A 22,489-nucleotide genomic window follows, 5' to 3' on the forward strand; every position below is an offset into this window, starting at 1 on the left:
GCATGAAATGAAATTGACGGGCGGCTTCACCAATTACGAGCAGGTCATCGGCGTCCTGATGCTGGACACGCGCTTTCCGCGTCCGCCGGGAGACATCGGGAACGCCGCTTCCTACCGATTCCCGGTCCGCTACAAGAAGGTGACGGGCGCGACCCCGGACCGCATCATGGGGGTCGAGCCGTCGCCGGAACTGCTCACGCCCTTCATCGAGGCCGCGCGGGAACTTGAGAAGGACGGCGTGATGGGCATCACGACCAGCTGCGGCTTCCTGGCCCCCTTCCAGAAGGAACTGGCCGCCTCCGTCGGAATACCTGTCTTCACCTCGGCGCTGCTGCAGGTGCCGCTGGTGCGCACCATGCTCAATCCGCAAAAGCCCATCGGCGTTTTCACCGAGCGCGCCGAGAACATAAACGAGCGGCATTTCAACGGCGCGGGCTGGTCCGCCGGGACGGCGAACGTCCGCGTGAAGGGCATGCGGCACGACGCGGTCTTCCCGAGGGTCTATATCGGCAACAGCCTGGAGCTGGACACCGACATCCTCGACCGCGAAATGAGCGAGATGACCGAGGAGTTCATGGACGAGCATCCAGATGCCGGCGCGATCGTCCTCGAGTGCACCAACATGTGCCCGTTCTCGCATTCGATCGCGCGGATATCGGGATTGCCGGTGTTCGACATCAACACGCTGATCAATACGTTCTACGGCGCCGCGCGCCCGACGAAGTTCCTCTGAGGATCAGGCGGGCCGGAACGGCGGGGGCAGCGCGCCGCGCATCAGCCATTCGATCAGCCCGACGATGTCGTAGACGGGCAGCCCGAACCGCCTGGAGAGCGCGGCTGCGTGCGGCGGCATGTTGGTGCATTCGAGCACCAGGGCGCCGATGTCGCCGTGACGCGTGAGAAGCCGTTCGGCCGCGGCGAGGATTTCCGCCTCGAGCCTCGGAAAGTCCGGATCCACGCCCGAATCGCCATAGACCCGCCTGAAATGGCTGTCCACGGGCATGCCTTCGACCGGCGTATCGACGTCGACGCCGACGGCGGCCAGATGGCGCGCGCCCAGATTCCCGGCATCGAAGGTGAGGATGCCCACGCGCTTGCCGCGCGGCAGCATCGACTTGGCGAAAGGCACCTGCAACAGGCTGCTCGTCGCCACCGTCACCGGCAGCGCCTCCTGCAATTCGCGCTGGAACAGGGCGAGGAACCCGCAGCTGGTCGATATCGCGCCGACGCCGAGATCGACCAGTTCGAGGGCGGCGTCGATGAATGGCTGCAGCAGGGCCGGATCCCCCTCCTCCACCACGCGCCGCGGACTGGCTCCCTTCACCACCTTGAACTGGACCGGGAACGACCAGGTACGCCCGTTGCCGATCTCTCCCGGCAAACGGCGGAAGTGGGTGTCGAGCATCAGTATGCCGACGCCGAGCTCGGCTACGGTGCCGCGCGGTGCGGCCAGGGGCGATGGTTCCATCATCGCAATCTGGCTGAAGGTTGCGGTTGCCACAAGCCCCGATCACGAGGATTTCCGCCGAAAGCGCGACCGCCGGCGCCGCTCGGCCCGTCCCGGGAATTTCCGGCGGTTCCCGGGCTTGACCGGCAGGAGATCATCGGGCACGACGAGAGGGTGCTGGAGTCCGTCACGGGGACAGACAGGAGCATATGGTGAACACCTTCCCGCATATCCCGAACCGGCGCAGATAGACGAATCTTGTCCTCCGACGACGCCAGCCGGACGCCGCGTCCGTTCCAGGTCGACAACAGGGTCGTCCTCTCCATCGCCCTGCCGATGATGCTCGCCTACATGACGACGCCGATGATCGGCATCGTCAATACCGCCGTGATCGGCAGGCTGGGCGATGCGCCCCTGCTCGGCGGGCTGGCCGCCGGCGCGGTGATGTTCGACCTGGTCTTCTTCACCTTCAACTTCCTGCGCACCGGCACGACGGGGCTGGTCGCGCAGGCGTTCGGGCGTGGTGACACGCCCGAGGAGCAGGCGGTGTTCTGGCGGGCGTTCGCCATCGCCTGCGTGGCCGGCCTGCTGCTGGCCGTCGGGGCGCCGCTGGTCGCGCTGGCCGGGGCATATTTCCTCGCCGCCGAGCCCGCGGTGACGGAGGCGATGGCGGCCTATGTGACGATCCGGCTGCTGTCGACGCCGTTCGCGCTCACCAACTACGCAGTCCTCGGCTACCTGCTCGGGCGCGGGGAGGCCCGCTTCGGCCTCGCCCTGCAACTCGTCATCAACGTCGCCAACATCGTGCTGTCGATCTCGCTCGGACTGTGGGCGGGCTGGGGCATCGCCGGCGTCGCCTGGGCCGCCGTCGTCGCCGAGGGGCTCGCCGCCGCCACAAGCCTTCTGCTGCTCGTCCTGCGCTTTCGTGGCCTTCCGCCGCTCGCCGCGGGCGCGCTGCGCAACGTCGCGGCGCTGAAGGTGATGTTCGCGATCAACCGCGATATCATGATCCGGTCCTTCGTGCTGTTGGGAGCCTTCGCGCTGGTGGCCCGGCAGGGCGCCCAGCTCGGCACGCTGACGCTGGCGGCGAACGCCGTGCTGCTGAACTTCTTCGTCCTTGCCGGTTATTTCCTCGACGGTTTCGCGGCGGCCGCCGAACAGCTCGCCGGCCGCGCCATAGGCGCGCGCCACCGCGCCGCCTTCGTCAGGGCGGTGAAGCTCGCGGCGATCTGGGGCTTTGCCGTCTCGACCCTTTTGACGGGCCTGTTCCTCGTCAGGGGCGACCTGCTGATCGCGGCTATGACCACCTCGCCCGACGTGCGCGACCTGGCGGCGGCCTACCTGCCATGGGCGGCGTTCACCGCCGTCAGCGGCGTGCTCGCCTTCCAGATGGACGGGGTGTTCATCGGCGCGACATGGTCGCGCGACCTGCGCAACATGATGCTCGCCTCCTTCGCCGTCTTCATCGCCGCGCTGGCGCTTCTGGTGCCCGCATTCGGCAATGCCGGCCTGTGGGGCGCGCTGCACCTGTTTCTGCTCGCGCGGGGGCTCAGCCTCGCGGCCCTCCTGCCGAAACGCACGCGAGCGGCATTCGCGGAAGCGTGATCGAGAGGGCGCAGGCCGGCCTCAACTGTAGTAGGGGAGGTTCCGTTCCTTGGCGACCCGCACCCATGCCGGGACGAAGGGGATGATCTTGTCCTGCGAGGGCACCATGATCTCGATGAAGTCCGCACCCTGGTGCTCGATCGCGCTCTTCAGGATCGTCTCTATCTCGTCTTCGCAGGTGATCCGGGCCGTGCGGAAGCCAAAACCCTCGGCGACCTTGAGATAGTCGACGGCGCCGAAATCGGTGGTCCAGGGGACGTCGACATCGTCGAGCAGCACCGCCTCGCCGCGAATCCAGCCATAAGTGTCGTTGCGGGTCAGGATCACCGTGACGTTCTTTCCGCTGCGGCGGATGGTTTCGAAATCCCCCAGCACGAAAGCCAGCGATCCGTCGCCGGTGAAGGAGATCACCGGGCCGTCATTGGCGAAGGACGCGCCAATGCCGGCCGGCACCGAATAGCCCAGCGAGCCCATCGAATAGTTGGTGATGTAGCGCCGCCCGGCCGTTCTCAGCGTCAGCAGCGCCGACGGGAAGATGGCGCTGACCCCCGGCTCGGCCGTGACGACGGCCTCGTCGGGCAGCAGCCTGTCCAGCACCTGCGTCAGCTTCACCGGCGAGACGACGCCGTCGGGCATCGGGATGTTCGAGTTGAACACTGCATCGAGCGCGGTACGCTTCATGGGATTGAGATCGACGGGCTCGCGCTTCAGCTTCGGATGCTCCCGTTCGATCAGCTCGATCATATATTCGAGGCTGGCCCGCGCGTCGCCGACCATTCCCACCTTGAGCGGGAAATTGTTGCCGACATGGGCCTCGGCGATGTCGAGATGCAGGAAGGTCTTTCCGGCCGGATCGCCGTAGAGCTTCCAGTGATCCGTGCCGCTGGAATCGGTGTTGGTGCCGACGAAGAACACTGTGTCGGCCTCATAGACATAGCGGTTGGAATGTTCCATGCCGCCGCGCGCGCCGATCACCCTGAGCGACAGCGGATGGGTTTCCGGGATCGTGCCCTTTCCAGGCGTCGTGGTGCCGACGGGGATCTGCAGCAGCTCGGCCAGTTTCTGGACGACGTCCGAAGCCTGCGAGATCAGCGCGCCTTGCCCGCAGACGATGACCGGCTTCTTCGCGGCAAGCAGTATGTCGATGGCCTTGCGGATCCTGCCGTGGTCGGCCACCGGACGGTGCGCGGGATAGACCTGGTAGTCGGGATCGGCATAGAGGTCGGAAATCTCCGCCTCGTCATGGAATATGTTGATCGGCACGCGGATGTGGACCGGGCCCGGCTTGCCGGAGGTGGCGACGCGGAAGGCGCGGCGCATCAGGAACGGAATCTCCTTCACATTGGTCAGAACGAAGGATTCCTTGCAGATGCTGGCATAGAGGGCGGTCTGGTCGACCCCGGTGAGCCCGTGCTTCTTGTCCTGGTTGATCGGGATGTCGGAGCTGAAATAGATGACCGGCACCGAGCTGAGATAGGCTTCGGTGATGCCGGGCGAGCAATGCGTGACGCCGGGGCTGGGCGCTTCGAGCACACTGGGGCGGCCGGTGATCTTGGCATAGGCCTCCGCCGCGAACGAGGCCGTGCGCTCGTCGCGCGTCAGGATATACTCGATATCCGAATTCTCTTGCCAATGCTTGTACCAGCCGATCGTCGTCTCGCCCGGCAGGCCGAAGACATGCCGCACGCCATGAAGCTCCAGCATCTTCAGGATCACCTGCGCGCCGTTCATGGTGGTCAAGCTGGTGTTCGTCCCTGTCACGATAGATTCCCGTCAAGAGCGCCAAACTGAATGCTTACCTGAATACAGCACTACACGCAGCCCGGTGGCGGTTCAATGGCTTTCCGGCCGCCCGCCGGAGAAAACGGTGCTGAGCGCGCGGAATGGTTGCAAGGCGCGCCGAAACGGAGTTGCGAATCTCATCCCCGGCGTGATTGTGATCGACAGGGGAAAGGGGAGCGATGATAATCCGATGATGCATTCGCCACGCCACACCAGAGCGGTCGTCGTCGGAGCCGGGATCGTCGGTGCTTCCGCCGCCTTCCATCTCTCCCGGGCGGGTGCGGACGTCATCGTGCTGGAGGGTGAGGCACCGGCCGCTGGCGCCACCGGCGCCTCCGACGGCGCGATCTGCGTCTCCACCAAGCGGCCGGGCCCGATGATGGCGGTGGCGCGGAAGGCAAGGGCGTTCTACGAGACGCTGGCGCGCGAGGGGACGTTTTCCGGCCTCTATCATCCCCGCCCGAACTTCCTGATCGCGCGCGGCGACGAGGAGATGGAACTCGTCGCCAGACATACGCAGGACCTGCGGGACGCGGGCGAGGACGCCAAGCTGCTGACGGCGCGGGAACTGCACGATCTGGTGCCCGCGCTCGGGTCGAGCATCGCCGGCGGCACGCTCGTCCATGGCGACGGCCACGCCCTCGGCTACGAGATCACGCACCGCCTGCTGCAACTCTCCGGCGCGACGGTGCACCGGAACAGGCCCGCGCTGGCGATCGAAACGCGCAATGGAAGGGCGACGGGCGTGAGGACCGCCGAGGGCGTGGTCGAGGCGGACCGCATCGTCGTCGCGGCGGGCCTCGAATGCCGCTCCCTCCTTCCCATCGCCGCGCTGCTGCCGCGCAAGGGCCAGATCATCATCACCGACCGGCTGGTCGCATCCGGCCCTGCCCTGCCGGGGCATATCATCTCGGCGAGCTACCTCGCGGCCAAGCGCGCGGTGCGCCTCGACAAGCCGCATATCGGACTGGTGCTCGACCCGCTGATGACCGGGCAATTGCTGATCGGCGGCAGCCGCGAGACCGGCAACGACGACAGGCGGACGGATGCCGAGGTGATCTCCGCCATCCTGCGCGAGGCGATCGATCTCTATCCCGCCGTCGAGCACTGCCTCGTCATCCGGACCTTCGCGGGCATCCGCACGGCCACCATCGACGGCCTGCCCATCATCGGGCCGTTTCCGGCGCTGGAAGGGGTGATCGTCGCGACGGGTTTCGAAGGGGACGGCATCTGCCTGGGGCCCCTGATGGGCATGGCTGTGGCGGAGCTCGCGCTCGGCCGGCCGCCTCCGCTCGACCTCGACATGTTTTCACCGGCGCGGCTGGACAACGGCGGGGTCGCGGCATGAGCGCGTTCCTGTGGTGCGATCGCACGATCGAGTTCGGCAAGGGCGAGACGGTCGCGGCCGCCCTGCTTCGCGCCGGCATCCGCGAGCTCGGCCAGCCGACGGCCGGCCCGGCGCGGGCGCGGGTCTTCTGCGGCATCGGCGCATGCCAGGCCTGTCTGGTCAGAAGCCGGGACGGCGCGATCCTGGAGGCATGCATCACGCCCGCCCGCGCCGGCATGGAATTGTCGCCGGTGCTGTCGTGGAAGAAGGACGGCGGCGATGCCTGAACGGCCCCTTATCGTTGTCTGCGGCGGCGGGCCCGCCGGCGTCAGCGCGGCGGTGACGCTGGCGGGCGCCGGGGCGGATGTGCTACTGGTCGAGCAGCGGGATCGCCTCGGCGGCGCGGTCCACCGGCAACCGGCGAACGAGGACGTGCCGCCGGTGTGGCGGCCCAAGCGCCACCGGCGCGCCTGGCAACGCCTTGCCGGGGAACTGGCGGACCTCGGCGAGCGCGTCACGGTCGCCTCGTCGACGGTGTTCGCCGGGATCGACGGCCACGGCTTCATGCTTCTCGACGACCGGGCCAAAGGCGAGGTGCTCGCCGTGAAGCCGCAGGGAGCGGTGCTGGCGCTGGGCGGCATCGAACGCGTCGTTCCCTTTCCGGGCTGGGAGCTTCCCGGCGTGATGACGGCGGGGGGCATGCAGGTGCTGCTGAAGGAGAGCGGCAGGCCGCCATCGGGCAGGACGCTGATCGCCGGCTCCGGCCCGCTGCTGCTCGCCCTGGCGGCGCAGCTTTGCGCCTCGGGTCGCCCGCCGGTCGCCGTGCTGGAGAAAGGCAGGCCCTTCGCCAGGATCGCCGCCGGGTCGCGCCTGCTCCTGTCGCCGCCGCATGTGCTTGAGGCGCTTTCCTATGCGAGGCGCATCGCGGCTGCCCGCGTGCCCTATCTGACCGGGGCGCAGGTGGTGCGCGCGGTGGAGGAGGAGGGCGGGCTGAGGGTGACGGTCGCCCGGGGCGCGGGCGAGACGGCCTATGCCGTCGATACCCTCGTCGTCCATGACGGCGTGGCGACGGATCGCGACCGGACGGACGGCTTCGAGGCGCCCTATCCGATCATGGGGGCGGGTGACCAACGCGAGGTGCTGGGCGCCGATGCGGCCGTGCTCGACGGGCGGCGGGCCGCCGTCGCGCTCGCGCGGTCGCTGGGCCTGCGCGCCGACGGCGACGCAGCGCCGCGCGGGCTGGACTCCGCCCGGCGGGTCCAGGCCGATCTGGCTGCGCTGTTTGCCTCGCCGCGCCGTCCGCTGCCGGCGGAAACGATGCTGTGCCGCTGCGAGGGACGGCGGGTCGCCGACCTGCCGCCCGGCGTTTCCGCGCGCGAGGCGAAGCTCGTCGCGCGTTTCGGCATGGGCAGATGCCAGGGCCGGTTCTGCGCCGCCAACGCCGCCGACATCGCCGGCGCAGTCCCCTCCCCCGGCGATTTCCGGCCGCGGATCGCCCGCTGGCCGACGAGGCCGCTTTCCGTCGGGGCGCTCGCGCGCCTGCGCTACCTCCCTTCCGGCGACAAGGGAGAACCAGACGAATGAGCAGGAGACGGAGGTCGGGATGGGCGATGCCAAGGCGTCGAGCGTTTCTTCAGCAAACTCAAGCACTTCCTGGCCCTCGTCGCCCGCTATGACAACCGAGACGACAACGTCCTCGCATCCGTCCAGTTCGCTTCAATCCGCATGTGGTTGCGAAGCTAAGAGTCGGTCACCTGGACAAGAAAGTCGAAGTCGCATCCCGCCGGTGCCTGCATGACCGATCTTTCGTAGAGCGCCTGATAGCCGCGGGTTGCGACCTTCGTCCTGGCGAACCCTTCCAGGCGACGCAAGATCTCGTTCAGCCGCTCGTCCGGAATCCGGATCCCCAGGCGACCGCCGATGGCCGCAAGATGCATGATGCAGTTGGTCGAGCCGCCGATCGCGGCCGTCACCCGGAAAGCATTCTCGATCGACTCGCGCGTTATCACCTAGGATGGAAGGATCGGCTTTCGCGTGAGCTCCGCGGCCAGGCGGCCGCTTTCCTCGGCGGCGACGAGGCGTTCGGCATTCACGGCCGGTATGGTCGCCGAGCCCGGAATCATCATTCCCAAGGTCTCGGCGATGCACGCCATGGTGCTGGCGGTGCCCATGACCGCGCAGGTCCCGGTCGTCACGACGAGGCGGCTCTCGACCTGGTCGATCTCCCCGGCATCGATGTCGCCGGCGCGATAGCGCGACCAGAACAGACGGCAATCCGTGCATGCTCCCAGCCGCGCGCCTTTGTGCCGTCCTGTCGACATCGGTCCTGTCACCAGTTGCACCGCCGGAATGCCGGCCGACACGGCGGCCATGATCTGCGCCGGAACCGTGTTGTCGCACCCTCCGATCAGCACGACGGCGTCCATGGGCTGGGCACGCACCATTTCCTCGGTGTCCATGGCCATCAGATTGCGGAACATCAGTCCGGTGGGCTGGAGGAAGATGTCGCTCAGGGAAACCGTCGGGAAGGGAACCGGCAACGCGCCGGCGGCGATCACACCGCGAGACACGGCCGCGACCAGCTCGGGCATGGCGCGGTGGCAGTTGTTGAACCCGGAGCCGGTCTCGGCGATGCCGACGACGGGTCTGTTCAGCATCTCGTCGGAAATGCCGACGGAACGGGCGAAAGCCCGGCGCAGATACCGGGCAAAGTCGCGATCTCCAAAGTTGGCCAATCCGCGGTCGAATCCTTGAGGCCCAGGCATCCCGACTTCCTTCCTGTCTTGCTATCCCGTCAGAATTTGAAGCCCGCGGGGAAGGGATCGCCGGGATCGAGAGCGAACTCGCAAGCCCCGGTGATCCATGCGCGCCCCGTGATCTGGGGGATGACGGCTGGAATGCCGCCGACATCCGCTTCCGTCACCAGCCGGCCTTCGAAAACCGTGCCGAGGATGGATTCGTGACGGTATGGCTCCCCGAGGCCGAGATTGCCCCGGCGATGCTCCAGCGCCATCCGCGCCGACGTCCCCGTCCCGCAGGGCGAGCGGTCGAAATAGCCCGGCTCCTTCACCATGATGTTGCGCGCGGGGCGTGACGCCGTCCCGGCCTCGGCCAGTATCGCCGCCTTGAGCATGGCGGGCTCCGTCTCGTTCGGATGGGCGATGGCAACCGTGTTCCGCACGGCCTCTACGGTCGCAAGGCCAAGGTCGGTAAGTTCTCTCAAGGCGGAAACGGGCAGGCTTCTGCGCAGCCGCACGACCTCCAGTATGGCAGAGAAGTTTCCGCCATACGCCACGTCGACGCGCGCGGCGCCGAAACCCGGTATCTCGACGCTTACATCCTGTTCACGGCCCTGCCGGCCGGCATGCAGTATGTCGCCCTGCGAGAGCACGCTGCTCGACTGGTCCCAGATGACCGGCATGGCGCCCTCGCGGGGAACGTCGAAGGCCATGGCGTTGTGCCGAGAACCGCCGCGCCGCCGCTCCAGCCGGCCATGCGCTTCTTGGAATTGACGCATGCGAAGGCGACCAACCCCCGGGTGGCGAAAGGCTCGAGATCGGGCCAGAGCGCCGCGAAGTGATGGGAATTGCGAATCTGAAGCCGGCATATGCCGGCCCGGCGCGCCCGCGACATCAACTCATCGCGGAAGCGGTCGAGAACAGGCTGCACGAAGCCGTTGCGCGCGTCGACGCAGACAAGTCCCGGCGTCTCGGCGACGACCAGAGGCTCGACTTGCCCATCCGCCCACCCGGTCTCTGTCCGTCGTCAGGGTTTTTGGGACAACAGGCGGCGTGAGCTAACGGAGGCTCTGGTCCATCAGGTTTGTCACATTAGGCCGCTGCATCTCGATGAAGCAAGCGGCGCTGTTTGATGGTTTTGCGTTTGATCCTTTCCCTTTCCAGCGTGATGATATCGCCGCGCCCGAAGTAGACGTCGGCAGGGGTGAGATTGTCGAGGCTCTCGTGGTAGCGGCGGTGGTTGTAGTGATCGACGAACGCCGCGACCTGCTGCTCGAGATCACCCGGCAGGAAGTAGTTTTCGAGCAGGATGCGGTTCTTCAACGTCTGGTGCCATCGCTCGATCTTGCCTTGGGTCTGAGGATGGCAGGGCGCCCCGCGCGTATGTTCCATGCCCTTGTCGGATAGCCATGCGGCCAGGTCGGAAGAGACGTAAGAGGGGCCGTTGTCGGACAACAGCCGCGGCCGCTGCACCACCCTGGCGCTGTCGCAGCCAGAAGCCTGCAGCGCGATGGTCAGCGTGTCGGTGACGTCCTCGGCCTTCATCGTGGTGCACAGCTTCCAGGCGATGATGTAGCGAGAGAAGTCGTCGAGCACGGTCGACAGGTAGAACCACCCCCAGCCGATCACCTTCAAGTAGGTAAAGTCGGTCTGCCAGAGCTGGTTGGGCGCCGTCGTCTTGTCGTGGAACTCATCGGCGGCCTTGATGACGATGAAGGCGGGGCTGGTGATCAGGTCGTGGGCCTTGAGCAGGCGATAGACTGAGGATTCCGAGACGAAGTAGCCCCTCGTGTCGGTGAAGGTGACCGCCAGTTCCCGTGGCGACAGCTCCGGCTCGTTCAACGCCAGCTCAATGATCTGATCGCGTTTCTCCTCGGGGATGCGGTTCCAGACCCGGTTCGGCCGGGGCCTGCGATCCTCCAGCGCATCGACACCGCCGGCCAGGAAACGGTCATACCAGCGATTGAAGGTCGAGCGCGGAATACCGAGTTTTTGCAGCGTGCGCCGCGCCGACAGATGCGACTGCTCGACGAGCCGAATGATCTCCAGCTTCTCGGATGCGGGGTATCTCATTCGTCGTCGCCCCCATCCGCAATCATGCTTTTTTTAAGAATCCGCAGTTCCAGCGCCTGCTCGGCGACGACCTCCTTGAGATCGCGCGCCTCCTTGCGCAGAACCTTCACCTCGTCGCTGGTGGCGGCGCGCGCCGTATCCCCGGCAAGCCGCTTCTTGCCGGCTTCCAGGAATTCCTTCGACCAGGTGTAATAAAGGCTCTCCGCGATCCCCTCGCGCCGGCACAGCGCCGCGATCGACTCTTCGCCGCGCAAGCCCTCCAGCACGATGCGGATCTTCTCCTCGGCCGAATATTGCTTGCGGGTTGCGCGGCGGATGTCTTTGATGACCTGCTCTGCCGGCGCTTTCCCGGTTCCGGATTTCTGTCTCATCTTCGCTCCTTTGAAAGGCTACGATGAACCAGAAATCCTCCGTTCTCAGTTAAGCCGATTTGGTCCCATCAGTGCTGACGCCGGACACATCTGGATATCTGGATCGAACACACGAGGCATTTCAGGTCCTTCAAAGGAGCAGTGAGGGAAGGAAGAGGATGAGCTGCGGGAACAGGATGCAGAGGGCAATGACCAGCAAGCTCACGGTCAGGAACAGCAGCGTCATCGGCAGAACCTTGAGAACGCTCGCGTTCGAGATGCGCGTAGCGATCAGCAGGCAGACACCGAATGGAGGCGTGACGAGACCGATTGCACAGGTCAGCACCACGATCACGCCCATATGAACCTGATCGATGCCGTTCGCGGCCGCCAGCGCCTGGATGATCGGCAGGAACATGATGATCGCCGGCAGCGTGTCGATTACCATGCCGATCACCAGGAACACGCCGACCACGATCAGGATGGCGGCGAGAGGACTATCGGCCACGCCGCTGACGTACTGGGCCACTTCGGCCGGAGCGTCGTAGTAGGCGAACATCCACGCGAAGCACGCGGCGGCGGCGGTCATGATGAGCGGCAGCGCGACGAACCGGCCCGAGTCCATGAAGAGCCTGACATAGTCGCGCAAGCTCATGGTGCGGAAGGTTATGTGCAGAAGGAATATGTACAGGAGCGCGATCGCCGCGCTCTCGGTGGCTGTGAAGACGCCGAACACGATGCCGCTGAGGATGATGAGAGGCACCGCCATCAGTAGGATGGCCTGGAGCAAGCTCCGGTTGTTCGTGTCCACCATACCGGTCACGCCAACCGTTTCATCCAGGTCGTACCGGCTCACGAGGAGGCGCCAGAGCGCCATCTGCCCGAGCCCGAGCATGATGCCGGGAATGATCCCGCCGAGGAAGAGCGCGGCGACCGAGAGGTTGCCGAACGAACCGTAGACGACGAGCAGGATGCTTGGGGGTATGATGTTGCCCATGGTCGAGGAACAGGCCGTGATCGCGACAGCGACCGGAACCGGATACCGCTGCTTCACCATCTGCGGGATCATCACCGCACCGATCGAAGCGGTGTCGGCGGCGCTTGATCCGGACACACCTCCGAAGAACATGCTGCTCAGGATGTTCACATAACCGAGCGAGCCTTTGACGCGGCCGATGAATCGCATGCTGAGCGCAATCAGGGTGTCGACCATACCGCCCTGATTGGCGGCAAGCCCGACCATATAGAAGAGTGGAATCGCCAGTATCGGGAAAGGCAGGAGCCCTTCGACAATCATCTGACTGACGATGATCGGGGACATGCCCTCCCAGGCGATCGCGAGGAGCGTCGCGCCAATGAGCGCGAAGGCTATCGGCACCCCGACCACCACCATGACCATGAAGCTGACAAACATCAGGATCATTTCGAAACTCCAAGCCAGCGCACCACTATGAAGTAGGCCGAAAGCGCGAAGGTCGCGGGAACCCACGCGTAGACGAACGCCATCTTGAAGCCCATCGACGGCGAGATGCGTCCCAGGCCGGCCACGGCGTAACGGTAACCGAACCAGACCAGGACGACGCAGATGACGAAGCAGATGAGGTCGACAACAAGCCGAAGGCCGCGCTGGACCAGGCTATCGTCCGAGGGCTCCACGACGCTGAGATGCGTGCGTTCCCAGAAGCCGGTGGCGCTGCCCAGGAACACCGATATCAGGAAGAGATAGGTCGCCAGCTCGAACGTCCAGGACTTCGACGCATAGATGCGTTCTTCAATTTCTACGGCGCGCCGCGTAACGTGAACCTCAAGCTCACCGCGCAGTTCTAGTTTTCCGGAGCCAGCCGATGCCGAGATCGCAAGCCACCGTCGAGACCAGCAATGCCTCGAAATACCTGCAGCAGCTCTGCAAGCATTTCGCGCACAAGGTGGCGGTCGAGTACGACCCCGCCAGCGCCCGCGTCGACTTCCCGTTCGGCGATTGCCGCATGCGCGCCGACGAGCGCGAGCTGACCATCGAGTGCGACGCGCAATCGCCGGAAGGGCTGGAGCGCGCCCAGCTCGTCATCGACGATCATCTCGCCCGCTTCGCCTGGCGCGAGAAGCCGGCGATCGTCTGGGTCGCCAAGTCCTGAGGCGGCGGCCCATGCGCCGGCCGCCGCTCGCCTTCCTGCCTTCCGCGGCAGCCTTCTCCCCGCCGGGAGAGCCGCGCGAGCCGGCCGCCGTCGCGATCCGCGACGCCCGGCAGCTCGACATCGTCTCCTCCGTCACCGGCGAGCGCCTGCGCGTGCTCGTGTGGCAGCCGCCGGGCGCGGTGCCACTGAACGGCTTTCCCGTCCTCTACGCCTTCGACGGCGACGACAGCTTCGGCATGCTCACGGACCTCGCCGCCGGCCTCGCGCCGGCGGCGCGGCGGGCGGGGCTGCGTCCGGCCATGATCGTGGCGATCGGCTATGCGCCGGGCGACGGCACCATCGAACGCCGCACCCGCGACTTCACCCCCCACTCCGACCGCTACGTGATGCCGGAGCGGCCCAATGGCGAGCCGTGGCCCGAGCTGGGCGGCGGCGACGACTTCCTCGAGACGATCGAGAAGGACGTGAAGCCGCTGGTCGGCGCCGGCTTTCCGGCCGACGAGAGCACTGCAACCCTGTTCGGCCATTCGCTCGGCGGCCTGATGACGCTTCACGCGCTGATGACCCGGCCGGGCAGCTTCGCCCGCTACTTCGCCAGCAGCCCCTCGCTGTGGGTGAACGACCGCAGGGCGCTGCGTGACATGGAAGCGTTCCTGACCGATAGGCCCGGGATGAAGACCCTGGTACCCCTGCGGCTGACGGTCGGCTCGGAGGAGGAGACGCTTTCGCCTTGGGACCTGCGCGGCGACGACGCTGCGCTGCGACGACGCTGGGTCGAAGGCAACCGCATGGTCGGCAACGCGCGCGACCTCGCCGCGCTGATCGAGGCACGCGGCGGAACGCGGCTCGACTTCCGCTTCGACCTCCTCGACGGGTTCGACCACGGCTCCGCCCGCGCCGTCGCCGCCCAGCGGGCGATCCGCTTCGCGATCGACGGCGAATAGGGCCGGCCGCCACTTCCATCCCATCGACAACCGGGGCAGCCCGCAGATATCCTGCACGCGGTAGGGAGGGCCCGCCTGCCGCTTGCAGCACGGTGCGCGAGGCCGGGTGACGAAGGAGACGCGGCATCACATGCGCTGACGTCATGCTGGTCGGGGCGGGCCTGTCCGGCGCGGTGATCGGCCGCGAGCTGGCAGAGGCCGGGCATCGCGTCACCGTCGCCGATTCCCGGCCCCATGTCGCCGGCAACTGCCATACCGAGCGGGACGCCGGGACCGGGGTGATGGTCCATGTCTATGGTCCGCACATCTTTCATACCGACGATGAGGAGGTGTGGGCCTATGTGAACCGCTTCGCGCGCTTCATGCCCTACACCAACCGCGTCAAGATAACGGCGCAGGGACAGGTGCTCTCGCTGCCCGTCAACCTGCACACCATCAACCAGTTCTTCGGCGCCGCGATGCGGCCCGAGGAGGCACGCGCCTTCATCGCGGCACGGTGCGAGGCCTCTACGGCCGAACCACGGACCTTCGAGGAGCAGGCCCTGCGCTTCGTCGGGCGTGAGCTCTACGAGGCGCTTTTCAAGGGCTACACGATGAAGCAGTGGGGCCGCCACCCGGCGAAGCTTCCCGCCTCGGTCCTGAAGCGGCTTCCGCTGCGCTTCGACTACGACGACAACTATTTCGCCCACCGCTTCCAGGGCATGCCGCAGCACGGCTACACGCAGCTCGTGGAGGCGATGCTCGATCATCCGAACATCGAGGTTCGCCTCGGCACCCCGGTCCGCCGCGCGGATGCCGGCGGCTACGACCATGTCTTCAACGCCGGGCCGATCGATGGCTGGTTCGACCATTGCCTCGGCCGGCTCGGCTACCGCACGCTCGACTTCCACCGTTTCGTCCACGACGGGGACTATCAGGGCTGCGCCGTGATGAACTACGGCGACCCCGAAGTGCCATGGACCCGCGTCACCGAGCACAAGCACTTCTCACCCTGGGAACGGCACGACGCGTCGGTGCTGTACAGGGAGCATCCGCGCGAATGCGGGCCGGACGACATCCCCTACTATCCGATACGCCTCGCGACCGAAAAGCAGATGCTCGGCGACTATATCGCTCTCGCCCGCGCCGGGCGCGGCATCACCTTCGTCGGCCGGCTCGGCACCTATCGCTATCTGGACATGGACGTGACCGTCCGCGAGGCGCTGGATACGGCAAGGACCTACCTCGCCTGTGTCGAGACCGGCGCCGAGATGCCGGCCTTTGCCGCGAACCTGTCCGGCTGAGCCTACATATCCTGCGGTCGGCGCGCCTCGAGCGTCGAAAGCTCCAGCGGCTTGACGATCTGCCTGCGGGCGACCTTGGCGATGCCGCGCAACGCCTCGCGCCTGTCGCGGAAGGCGTGGCGGTCCTTCCACCAGATCAGGCACATCCGCATGCCCATTCCGAGCCGGCCGGTCACCGGCTCGCCGCTGTCGAGGATGCCGGCGAAGGACAGGGGCACGGTGCGCCCGTCGAGGGCGAACCGCTCCCTGAGCCGCTGTTCCTCGACGGCCGGAGCCGGGCGTCCGGACGCCGCCATCGCCGCTTTCAGCACCTGGCCGACGGGGCGGGTGTGATGCACGGCGACCGTATCAAGGATCGCCACCCGGAAAGCGCCGCTTTCCGGCCACCGGCACCAGATGTAGTCGAGCCCGAACCCGCTCATCGTGTCGCGGAACAGGGGCAAGGCCCGAAGCAGGATCTCCCGGTTGAGGCAGGGCGCCATGATCTCGATATAGTTGGTGTAGCGCAGCCGGAATCCGGGGCACTGGCTGAAGATGAAATGCGAGAAATAGCTGTCGCGCGTCAGCGCCGGCTGGGCGATCGCGAGCCCGTTGGCGCGGCACAGATCGAAGATCGCGTTCACGTCCGCGGCCGTCGCGGCGATGTCGTCGTCCGGCAGCCAGAAATAGTCGTAGGCCTCGATGTCGAGCCCAGTCAGCGTCCGGTGGAGCCCGTCCCATTTTCCGCCGCCGACCAGAACGGCCACCGCTCCGTCCTCGGCCTCGAAGGCGTTGAAGGCTTCCTCGTCGTAGTAGCTCACCAGAAGATCGTAGTTGCGCTCGGCATAGGGGCGCTCCAGCCAGCGCCCGTGCAGCGAGGTCCGGCCGGCCCGGACGACGACGAGGTTCCTGCGCTTCATTTCGAACCCGCGAGCAGTTTGCGCATGTCGTAGAGCACCGCCATCCGCTCGACTCGTAAGGGGAAACGCAGGCGGCCGAGGCCCATTGCCCACTGATAGCGGAGGTTTCCCGACAGGCGACGCCACGGCCCCGCGGGCTTCGCGGCAGCGCGGGACAGCTCCATGCCGCTTCCGGTGTTCGGCCGGACGGAGACGAGTTGCGGCCGGGCAAGCAGGATCGGCACGCCATGCTCCCAGTAATGCTTGAGGTCCATGTCGACCGGACGGCTGATCTTTCCTTCCCGCGCCGACAGCGCCGCTGCCGCACCCCTTCCCAGAAGATAACCGGTGGTGCGGCCGGGCAACCGTCGGGTCAGCACCAGGTCGACATCGGCCAGCCGGGCCACCACTTCGCCGCGTCTCGGCGTACCGTCGAGCTTGACCAGCATAGGCTCGAAAACAGCCGCGTGCGCCGCCACCGATCGGAGAAAACCGTCGAAGGCGGGACCAAGCACGAGATCGTCCTCGCAAACCAGCACGACAGGATCGGAACCCTCGGCAACCTGTCGCCAGATGGCCCGGTGGCCCAGCGCGCAGGCGACCTCTTCCCGGCTCAGAGGACGCTTGAAATCGCTGGCGTTGCGCACCCTGTCATAGTGGAGGTCGAGCTCCGCATCCGCCATCCGGCGGCCGTCGATCGCATCGAAAAAACTGAAATGCAGCCCGTGCCGAACAAACTCGGCATTGACCGCCTTGCGCCGCTCCACCGCGTCTACGAGGCTCAGGACGCGTATCGGGAGCGGCATCGCGGCTCGTCCGTGTGTTCATGCGTCTCCAGGGCGAACCTTCCGTGGCCAGATGAAACAGCGCAACCGCTTCCGCATGCCGGATATCAATGGCAGGATTTGCGATGTTCCACAATTGTCCGGTTGGGGCCTTCATCCAAGGTCGATGACGGGGACGGACACGCGCCGCCGCAGGACCCGCCATCGATTGCGAAAGGCGGCGTGCCGGGTTAGAGGATGCGGTGCCCATGACGTTTGACCCTCCCGCGAACGGCGGCACCCCGCGATGCTGATCTTCTCGACTGTCACTCCGCGTTTCAGGTCGCTGGTCGAGAACTGGCTCGCACCCTCCCTCGAACGGCTGGACGCGCTCGACCGGCTTGTGGTCATCGTCGATCACGCCGACGCCGCGCGGGGCAACGGAAACTTCCGCACCCCGGGCTTCGACGCCCATGTCGTCAACAAGTTGGCTTTCATCGCCGAGCGCGCCGGGCCCGGGAACGCGCCGTTTCTGGTGAGCGATGCGGACATCGTCTATCTCAGGCCCTTCGACGACTTGCTTGCCGCCCTCCTCGACGGACAGGACATCCTTCTCGCGCGGGAATATCCGGACGACGCGGAGCACTACAATATCGGCCAGATGGTGATCCGCCCGTCGGCCGAGGTGGCAAGCTTCTTCCGGCGGATGGCGGCCGATCTGCGCGACGGGCGGACCCAGGCGCGCTACCAGCGCGACCAGCCCGCGAACCAGGACTACATCAACGAGGAATTGCGCCGGTCGGGCCTGCGCCATGCGCCCCTGCCCGAGACCTTCGCGAATACGGGCCTGCTGCGGTATCTGGGCGGGCCGGAGGCGGCCGCTCTCCATTCCTACCATGCCACCGAGACCCATCCCGAAGCCGGCGCCACCAGCCTGGACAGGAAGCACCTGCGGCTCGCCGAGATCGTCTCGCGAAGCGGCGTCGATTTCGGAGGACCTCAGGAGTCGGCGGTGAAGCGGGCGCGCCAGTAGGCTTCGCTGCGGCACGCGTCGGCCTCGTCCTTGTAGGCCCGGCCGAGCCGGGGCAATTGCCATCCCAGGGTCAGGGCAAGCCGCAACGCGCGGCCCCACAGCGCGAACATCCTGCGGCGGCTGCGCTTCATGACCAGAATGTCGCGGCCCGCGCCGTAGGCAACCCGGTCATGGGCCAGGAGAGACCATTTGGGCATGTCGTCGGCGATCGGCGCGTATGGCAGGCGCTCGCCTCGCTCGCGGCCACGCAGATAGCCGCCCGCGAGCATCCGGCTGGCGAGCGCCCGCCAGCCCCTCGGCGGGCGCGGCGTGTAGAGACCGTCGAAATCGGCGCCGCTCATCGTCTCGGCGGAGCGGAGCGCGTTGAGCCGGCCAAGCGTTTCGAGCGGCGGCGGCTCGTGCGCGAAAGCCCGCGGTCCGCGCGCCACCATCTCGATCGCCTCCAGCACCGCCTGCATCGAGGCGTAGTCCAGCCGCAGCCCGAAATTCACCGCGCCGCGCCGGGCACGGCGAAAGATGCGCCGAGCCGCGCGCCGGTCGCCGTGAAGAAGCGTCAGCGCCAGCATCGCCCGCACGGACAGATATTCTGTGGCCGGCGTCCTCTTGCCGTCGAAACCGCCGCTCCAGGCCGCGATGCCGTTCAGGGTGACGACGGGAAAGCCGTTCGCCACGCCGAAGTCGATGTCGTCTCCGCGCACGAAAAAGGGAAAGGGCAGCGTCCGGACCGCGGCAAGCGGGAAGGCGAAGAACCACCACGCGCCATAATTCGCCTCGTCGGCCCCGTCATTCGACGCGACGGCGCCCGCCGTGGCGAGGTCGCGGCCGTTGTGCAGGGCTTCGAGGAACTTGTCGAAACTGCCGCTATGCCGGAACACCGCCCCCTTCTCGTGCTGCACGGTCGGCGTTTCCGTATAGAGCATCGCGCCCGACACCGCCGCGCGCGCATCCTTCAGATAGGCGGCGAGCGCCGCCGTCCTCCAGACGGATTCGGGCTCGCAGTCGGCATCGTCGTCCATGAACAGGACATGCGTGTACCGGCCGCTGTCGCGAGCCTCGAGCAGGCCGCGCGCAAAACCTCCGGCACCGCCGAGATTGGGGTTGGGGATCAGCGTGACGCGGTCCGATTGCGATGCCTCCAGGCTGCGGCCGTTGTCGACGACGTAAAGATGGATGTCCGCGCGCGGCGAGCCCGGAATGATCGTCGCGACGAATTTCCCCATCGCCTGCCGGGCGGCGCGCTCGCGCCGGAAGGTGGTGATGACCACGGCCACGGCGACGCGTCTCTCCGCCGGCCGGGAGGTGGTCCACGCCATCCGTTCCAGCCGAACGTCGCCGTCCTGCGCCGTGACGCTGACCGACAGCATCGCGCCCGGGATCGATCGGATACCCGTCACGACGATCGGCTCGTCGTAAAGGTCGAGCGTGCGAATCTGCTCGGCCACCGGCAGTGCCGCGCCATGGACGTCGATCGCCGCGATCACGATGCGCGCGCGGCCATTGCCGGTCACCTCCAGACGCACCTCGTCGATGTCGGTGAGCAGGCCCCATTTCCGGTGGCTGAAGGAGTTGAAGAAGGTGGAGAAGTCGACCGTCGTCCCTGCCGGAACGCGCAACGCGCCCGCGGCATCCGCAAGGCTGACCCCGCCATCCGGCCAGCGCGCATAGAGGCTGACGCGGTCCGCGGCGCTTTCGTAAGGAAAGACGAAAGTCTGCAGGATTTCGCGAGGCGAGGCGGGACCGCTGCTCATGGCGTATGGGGGCGGGTCAGAACGAGTAACCTCTCAGAATGGCGCGGCCGCGGCGTTCGACGAACATCCGTTCCCTTCCGAGATATTTCGACGTGAACGCATCCTCGACCGGCCGTTCGCAATCGTGGACGAAAACGCGCGTGCCGGGCCTTGCCAGGCGGGAGGCGGCATAGATGCTCTTCATCCGCCCCGGCGTGGTGTCGTCGAAGCCGGCGGGCGCATCGACGACGATCACGTCCCAATGCCGGGAAAGCACCTCGTCCGGCAGCTCCATCGCCAGCCTGTCCTCGTCGTCGAGCAGCTCGCGCCACAAACGCCGCTGCGTCCCGTAATGAACGAGATGCACCTGCGAACGCCGCAGCCGGGCGCGTGTCCGTGCCGCCCATTCGGGATCGTCTTCCAGAAACACGGTACGGCCGCGGCGGTCGACCTTCTCCCAGAAAACGGAGTCGTGCCCGCATCCGAAGACGAGGAGCGAGCCGCCGCCGCGCGTTTCCTGGACCGCCTCGACGATCGGACGCAGCTCGTCCACCTCGAGGATGACCCCGGCCAGATCGAGCCGATGGATGCCGAGCTCGCGGGCGAACGCATCGGCCCCGGCCGGCCGCGGAAGGTCGCGGCGCGGATCGCGGCGCAGGAACAGACGTTTCGGGTGCCGGATCAGGGTTCTGAGGACGCTTCGCATGTCCGGATGTGTCTCGGGGCCGGGGCGGCAACGCGTAACAATCCGCAAAACACGCGGCGCAGTCAAACCGGAATCGTGCGCCTCAGGAAGGACGTTTCCCGCCGGGTGTCCGGTCCCATAATCGGGCTTGGGAGAGCCCGGAGCGGATCTGGTGCTTCTCGATCTTGCCTGTCGGCGTGCGGGGAAGCTTTTCCATGACATGGATGTAGCGCGGCACCATGAAGCGCGGCAGCCGCTCCTCGCCATAGCGCGCGAGATCGGCCGGCACGGGAGCCGTTCCCGGCACGGGCTCGACCACGACCAGAACCTCGTCCTCGCCATGGGCGTCCGCGACGGCGATGGCCGCCACGTCCAGGACGTCGGGATGGTTGCGGTATTCGTTCTCCAGCTCGAAGGACGAGATGTTCTCGCCCCGGCGGCGTATCACGTCCTTCGCCCGGTCGATGAAGTAGAAATCGCCGTCCGCATCCTGCCGGAACATGTCGCCCGTATGGAACCAGCCGTTGAGCCACGCGGCAGCCGTCGCCGCGGGGTTGTCGAGATAGCCGTGGCTCATGGCCCAGGGACGGTCGCAGCGCACCACGAGTTGCCCCGCCTGACCCGGAGGCACCTCGCAATCATGCTCGTCGACGAGCCGGACGCTGACGCCGCGCCGCGGTTTTCCGCACAGCGCGGATGCGAGCGGGTCCTTGGCCGAGACGAGCGGGACGCAGATCTCTGTCATGTGGTACATCGTGTAGACGTCGACGCCGAAGCGCCCGCCGAAGGGGGCGGCATCCTCGCTGAACGGCAGGATGATGGTCTTGCGCAGGGTCGTCTCGCGCTCGCCGGGCAGGACGGCCTGCTTCATCAGCAGGCTGGCCATGCCGCTCAGCAGCGTCGCCATGCTCGATCCCGTGCGGTTGACGGCCGGCCAGAAATCCGCGGTCCGGAACGGGGCCGACAGCGCGATGGAGCCGCCGCGCAGGAGCATCGAATAGACCTGCAGCATGCCGCCGACGTGAAACAGCGGCAGGTTGCACAGATAGCGATCCTCACGGTCGAGGAACGAGAACGGCTCGTCGACGACCGTGTGCAGATGGACATAGGAGGACAGGACGCCCTTCGACGGCCCGGTCGTGCCCGAGGTGAACATCACCGACTGAAGGTCCCACGGTTTCAGCCCGGGATCGGCGACGGCGTCGCCGCCCCGGGTGCTGAGCAGGTCGTCGAGGACCAGGCACCGCAACCCCGGCGAGGGCTCCGGCGGGGCGGCTGTCGCGATGACGGTCCTTATCGGCGCGTGGTCGATGGCCTCGAGCTGCGGCAGGAACTCCGGATCGACGACGATGGCGGCGGCGGAAGCGCCATGGACGAGGCGTTCGAGAAGCGCTCCGTGATACTGATGGTTGATCGGGACGTAGGCCGCCCCGAGATGGTTCAGCGCGAACCAGACGGTGACGGAGGTCTCCGGCGCCCGCGTCAGGCACAGGACGTTGCTCCCCTTGCCGACGCCGGCGGCGGCGAGGGCGGCGGCCGTCCGGCGCACGCGCTCCAGCATATCTGCATAGGTCCAGGCCTCCGGCGCACCGTTCTGCCTGTCGACCACGGCGAAGATGCGCTCCGGGATCGTGCGCGCATGGCGTTCGAGGAGATAGCGCAGCACGCAGTCTTCGGGCGCGGGAACGCCGGCTTCCATCCTGTCCTCTTTCTTCGCTGAT

The 22,489-nt window shown here is 66.8% G+C and carries 21 protein-coding genes and 2 pseudogenes; 10 read left to right on the forward strand and 13 right to left on the reverse strand.

The features are described from left to right. Window positions 1-7: 7 nt before the first annotated feature. On the forward strand, window positions 8-733 hold the full coding sequence (locus M9945_RS17865; RefSeq protein WP_367930832.1) for an aspartate/glutamate racemase family protein: 726 nt from the start codon (window positions 8-10) through the stop codon (window positions 731-733). 3 nt (window positions 734-736) lie between these two features. Here the strand turns inward: M9945_RS17865 and M9945_RS17870 are convergent, their stop codons facing one another. Continuing rightward, the gene (locus M9945_RS17870; RefSeq protein ID WP_367930833.1) at window positions 737-1,501 is read right to left on the reverse strand and encodes an aspartate/glutamate racemase family protein; all 765 of its coding nucleotides are present in this window, start codon (window positions 1,499-1,501) and stop codon (window positions 737-739) included. A 204-nt stretch (window positions 1,502-1,705) separates the two neighbouring features. Between M9945_RS17870 and M9945_RS17875 the strand changes: the two genes are divergently transcribed. Next, window positions 1,706-3,052: an MATE family efflux transporter gene (locus M9945_RS17875; protein ID WP_367945682.1), complete on the forward strand. Its 1,347-nt coding sequence runs from the start codon at window positions 1,706-1,708 to the stop codon at window positions 3,050-3,052. Window positions 3,053-3,073: 21 nt separating this feature from the next. On the opposite strand, the gene M9945_RS17880 is transcribed toward M9945_RS17875, so the two are convergent. Further along, a complete protein-coding gene (locus tag M9945_RS17880) occupies window positions 3,074-4,813 on the reverse strand; it encodes a thiamine pyrophosphate-binding protein (protein WP_367930835.1) in 1,740 nt (579 codons plus the stop codon). Between the two features lie 211 nt (window positions 4,814-5,024). Between M9945_RS17880 and M9945_RS17885 the strand changes: the two genes are divergently transcribed. The 4 genes and pseudogenes from M9945_RS17885 to M9945_RS17900 all read left to right on the forward strand — a co-directional run. Beyond that, window positions 5,025-6,182, forward strand: a complete 1,158-nt coding sequence (locus M9945_RS17885) for an NAD(P)/FAD-dependent oxidoreductase (protein ID WP_367930836.1) — start codon at window positions 5,025-5,027, stop codon at window positions 6,180-6,182. Next, complete coding sequence (locus M9945_RS17890; protein WP_367930837.1) at window positions 6,179-6,448, forward strand: 2Fe-2S iron-sulfur cluster-binding protein; 270 nt, start codon at window positions 6,179-6,181, stop codon at window positions 6,446-6,448. The genes M9945_RS17885 and M9945_RS17890 overlap by 4 nt, the downstream gene beginning before the upstream one ends. After that, window positions 6,441-7,745: an FAD-dependent oxidoreductase gene (locus tag M9945_RS17895; RefSeq protein ID WP_367930838.1), complete on the forward strand. Its 1,305-nt coding sequence runs from the start codon at window positions 6,441-6,443 to the stop codon at window positions 7,743-7,745. Before M9945_RS17890 ends, M9945_RS17895 begins: the two co-directional genes overlap by 8 nt. Window positions 7,746-7,781: 36 nt before the next feature. Beyond that, window positions 7,782-7,904: pseudogene (locus M9945_RS17900) on the forward strand (IS5/IS1182 family transposase); the annotation flags it as partial. Window positions 7,905-8,032: 128 nt separating this feature from the next. Here the strand turns inward: M9945_RS17900 and M9945_RS17905 are convergent. The 6 genes and pseudogenes from M9945_RS17905 to M9945_RS17930 all read right to left on the reverse strand — a co-directional run. Beyond that, a pseudogene (locus tag M9945_RS17905) lies at window positions 8,033-8,926 on the reverse strand (dihydroxy-acid dehydratase); the annotation flags it as partial. 29 nt (window positions 8,927-8,955) lie between these two features. Further along, window positions 8,956-9,612, reverse strand: coding sequence for a proline racemase family protein (locus M9945_RS17910; protein ID WP_367930839.1), 657 nt, complete (start codon window positions 9,610-9,612; stop codon window positions 8,956-8,958). Then, window positions 9,495-9,884, reverse strand: coding sequence for an Ldh family oxidoreductase (locus tag M9945_RS17915; RefSeq protein WP_367930857.1), 390 nt, complete (start codon window positions 9,882-9,884; stop codon window positions 9,495-9,497). Before M9945_RS17915 ends, M9945_RS17910 begins: the two co-directional genes overlap by 118 nt. Before the next feature lie 107 nt (window positions 9,885-9,991). Beyond that, window positions 9,992-11,343, reverse strand: a protein-coding gene (locus M9945_RS17920; RefSeq protein WP_367930840.1) for an IS3 family transposase whose coding sequence is annotated in 2 segments (ribosomal slippage) — window positions 9,992-11,007 and window positions 11,007-11,343 — 1,353 coding nt in all. Because the reading frame shifts where the segments join, the coding sequence is not laid out codon by codon here. A 130-nt stretch (window positions 11,344-11,473) separates the two neighbouring features. Next, entirely contained in the window at window positions 11,474-12,745 is a 1,272-nt protein-coding gene (locus M9945_RS17925; RefSeq protein ID WP_367930841.1) for a TRAP transporter large permease, read from the reverse strand. Then, complete coding sequence (locus M9945_RS17930) at window positions 12,742-13,212, reverse strand: TRAP transporter small permease (protein ID WP_367930858.1); 471 nt, start codon at window positions 13,210-13,212, stop codon at window positions 12,742-12,744. The genes M9945_RS17925 and M9945_RS17930 overlap by 4 nt, the downstream gene beginning before the upstream one ends. On the opposite strand from M9945_RS17930, the gene M9945_RS17935 reads away from it, so the two are divergent. The 3 genes from M9945_RS17935 to M9945_RS17945 all read left to right on the forward strand — a co-directional run bounded on the left by M9945_RS17935 (window position 13,167) and on the right by M9945_RS17945 (window position 15,681). After that, window positions 13,167-13,454, forward strand: a complete 288-nt coding sequence (locus M9945_RS17935) for a DUF2218 domain-containing protein (protein WP_367930842.1) — start codon at window positions 13,167-13,169, stop codon at window positions 13,452-13,454. The genes M9945_RS17930 and M9945_RS17935 overlap by 46 nt on opposite strands. 11 nt (window positions 13,455-13,465) lie before the next feature. Continuing rightward, complete coding sequence (locus M9945_RS17940) at window positions 13,466-14,398, forward strand: alpha/beta hydrolase (RefSeq protein WP_367930843.1); 933 nt, start codon at window positions 13,466-13,468, stop codon at window positions 14,396-14,398. A gap of 143 nt (window positions 14,399-14,541) precedes the next feature. Further along, window positions 14,542-15,681 (forward strand): UDP-galactopyranose mutase, encoded by a 1,140-nt coding sequence (locus M9945_RS17945; RefSeq protein WP_367930844.1) that lies wholly within the window; start codon window positions 14,542-14,544, stop codon window positions 15,679-15,681. 2 nt (window positions 15,682-15,683) lie between these two features. Here M9945_RS17945 and M9945_RS17950 read toward each other — a convergent pair whose 3' ends face one another. Both M9945_RS17950 and M9945_RS17955 read right to left on the reverse strand, forming a co-directional pair. Continuing rightward, window positions 15,684-16,580, reverse strand: a complete 897-nt coding sequence (locus tag M9945_RS17950) for a DUF707 domain-containing protein (protein WP_367930845.1) — start codon at window positions 16,578-16,580, stop codon at window positions 15,684-15,686. Beyond that, window positions 16,577-17,365, reverse strand: a complete 789-nt coding sequence (locus tag M9945_RS17955) for a glycosyltransferase family 25 protein (RefSeq protein WP_367930846.1) — start codon at window positions 17,363-17,365, stop codon at window positions 16,577-16,579. The genes M9945_RS17950 and M9945_RS17955 overlap by 4 nt, the downstream gene beginning before the upstream one ends. Before the next feature lie 265 nt (window positions 17,366-17,630). Here M9945_RS17955 and M9945_RS17960 point away from each other — a divergent pair, with 265 nt between their 5' ends. Further along, entirely contained in the window at window positions 17,631-18,356 is a 726-nt protein-coding gene (locus M9945_RS17960) for a putative nucleotide-diphospho-sugar transferase (protein WP_367930847.1), read from the forward strand. Here the strand turns inward: M9945_RS17960 and M9945_RS17965 are convergent. From M9945_RS17965 to M9945_RS17975, 3 genes are all read right to left on the reverse strand, one after another. After that, window positions 18,323-20,104: a glycosyltransferase gene (locus M9945_RS17965; protein ID WP_367930848.1), complete on the reverse strand. Its 1,782-nt coding sequence runs from the start codon at window positions 20,102-20,104 to the stop codon at window positions 18,323-18,325. The genes M9945_RS17960 and M9945_RS17965 overlap by 34 nt on opposite strands. 16 nt (window positions 20,105-20,120) lie before the next feature. After that, complete coding sequence (locus tag M9945_RS17970) at window positions 20,121-20,789, reverse strand: hypothetical protein (RefSeq protein ID WP_367930849.1); 669 nt, start codon at window positions 20,787-20,789, stop codon at window positions 20,121-20,123. Between the two features lie 82 nt (window positions 20,790-20,871). Further along, entirely contained in the window at window positions 20,872-22,467 is a 1,596-nt protein-coding gene (locus tag M9945_RS17975) for an AMP-binding protein (RefSeq protein ID WP_367930850.1), read from the reverse strand. Window positions 22,468-22,489: the final 22 nt, after the last annotated feature.

Source organism: Aquamicrobium sp. (assembly GCF_023954335.1).
GTDB lineage: Bacteria > Pseudomonadota > Alphaproteobacteria > Rhizobiales > Rhizobiaceae > Aerobium.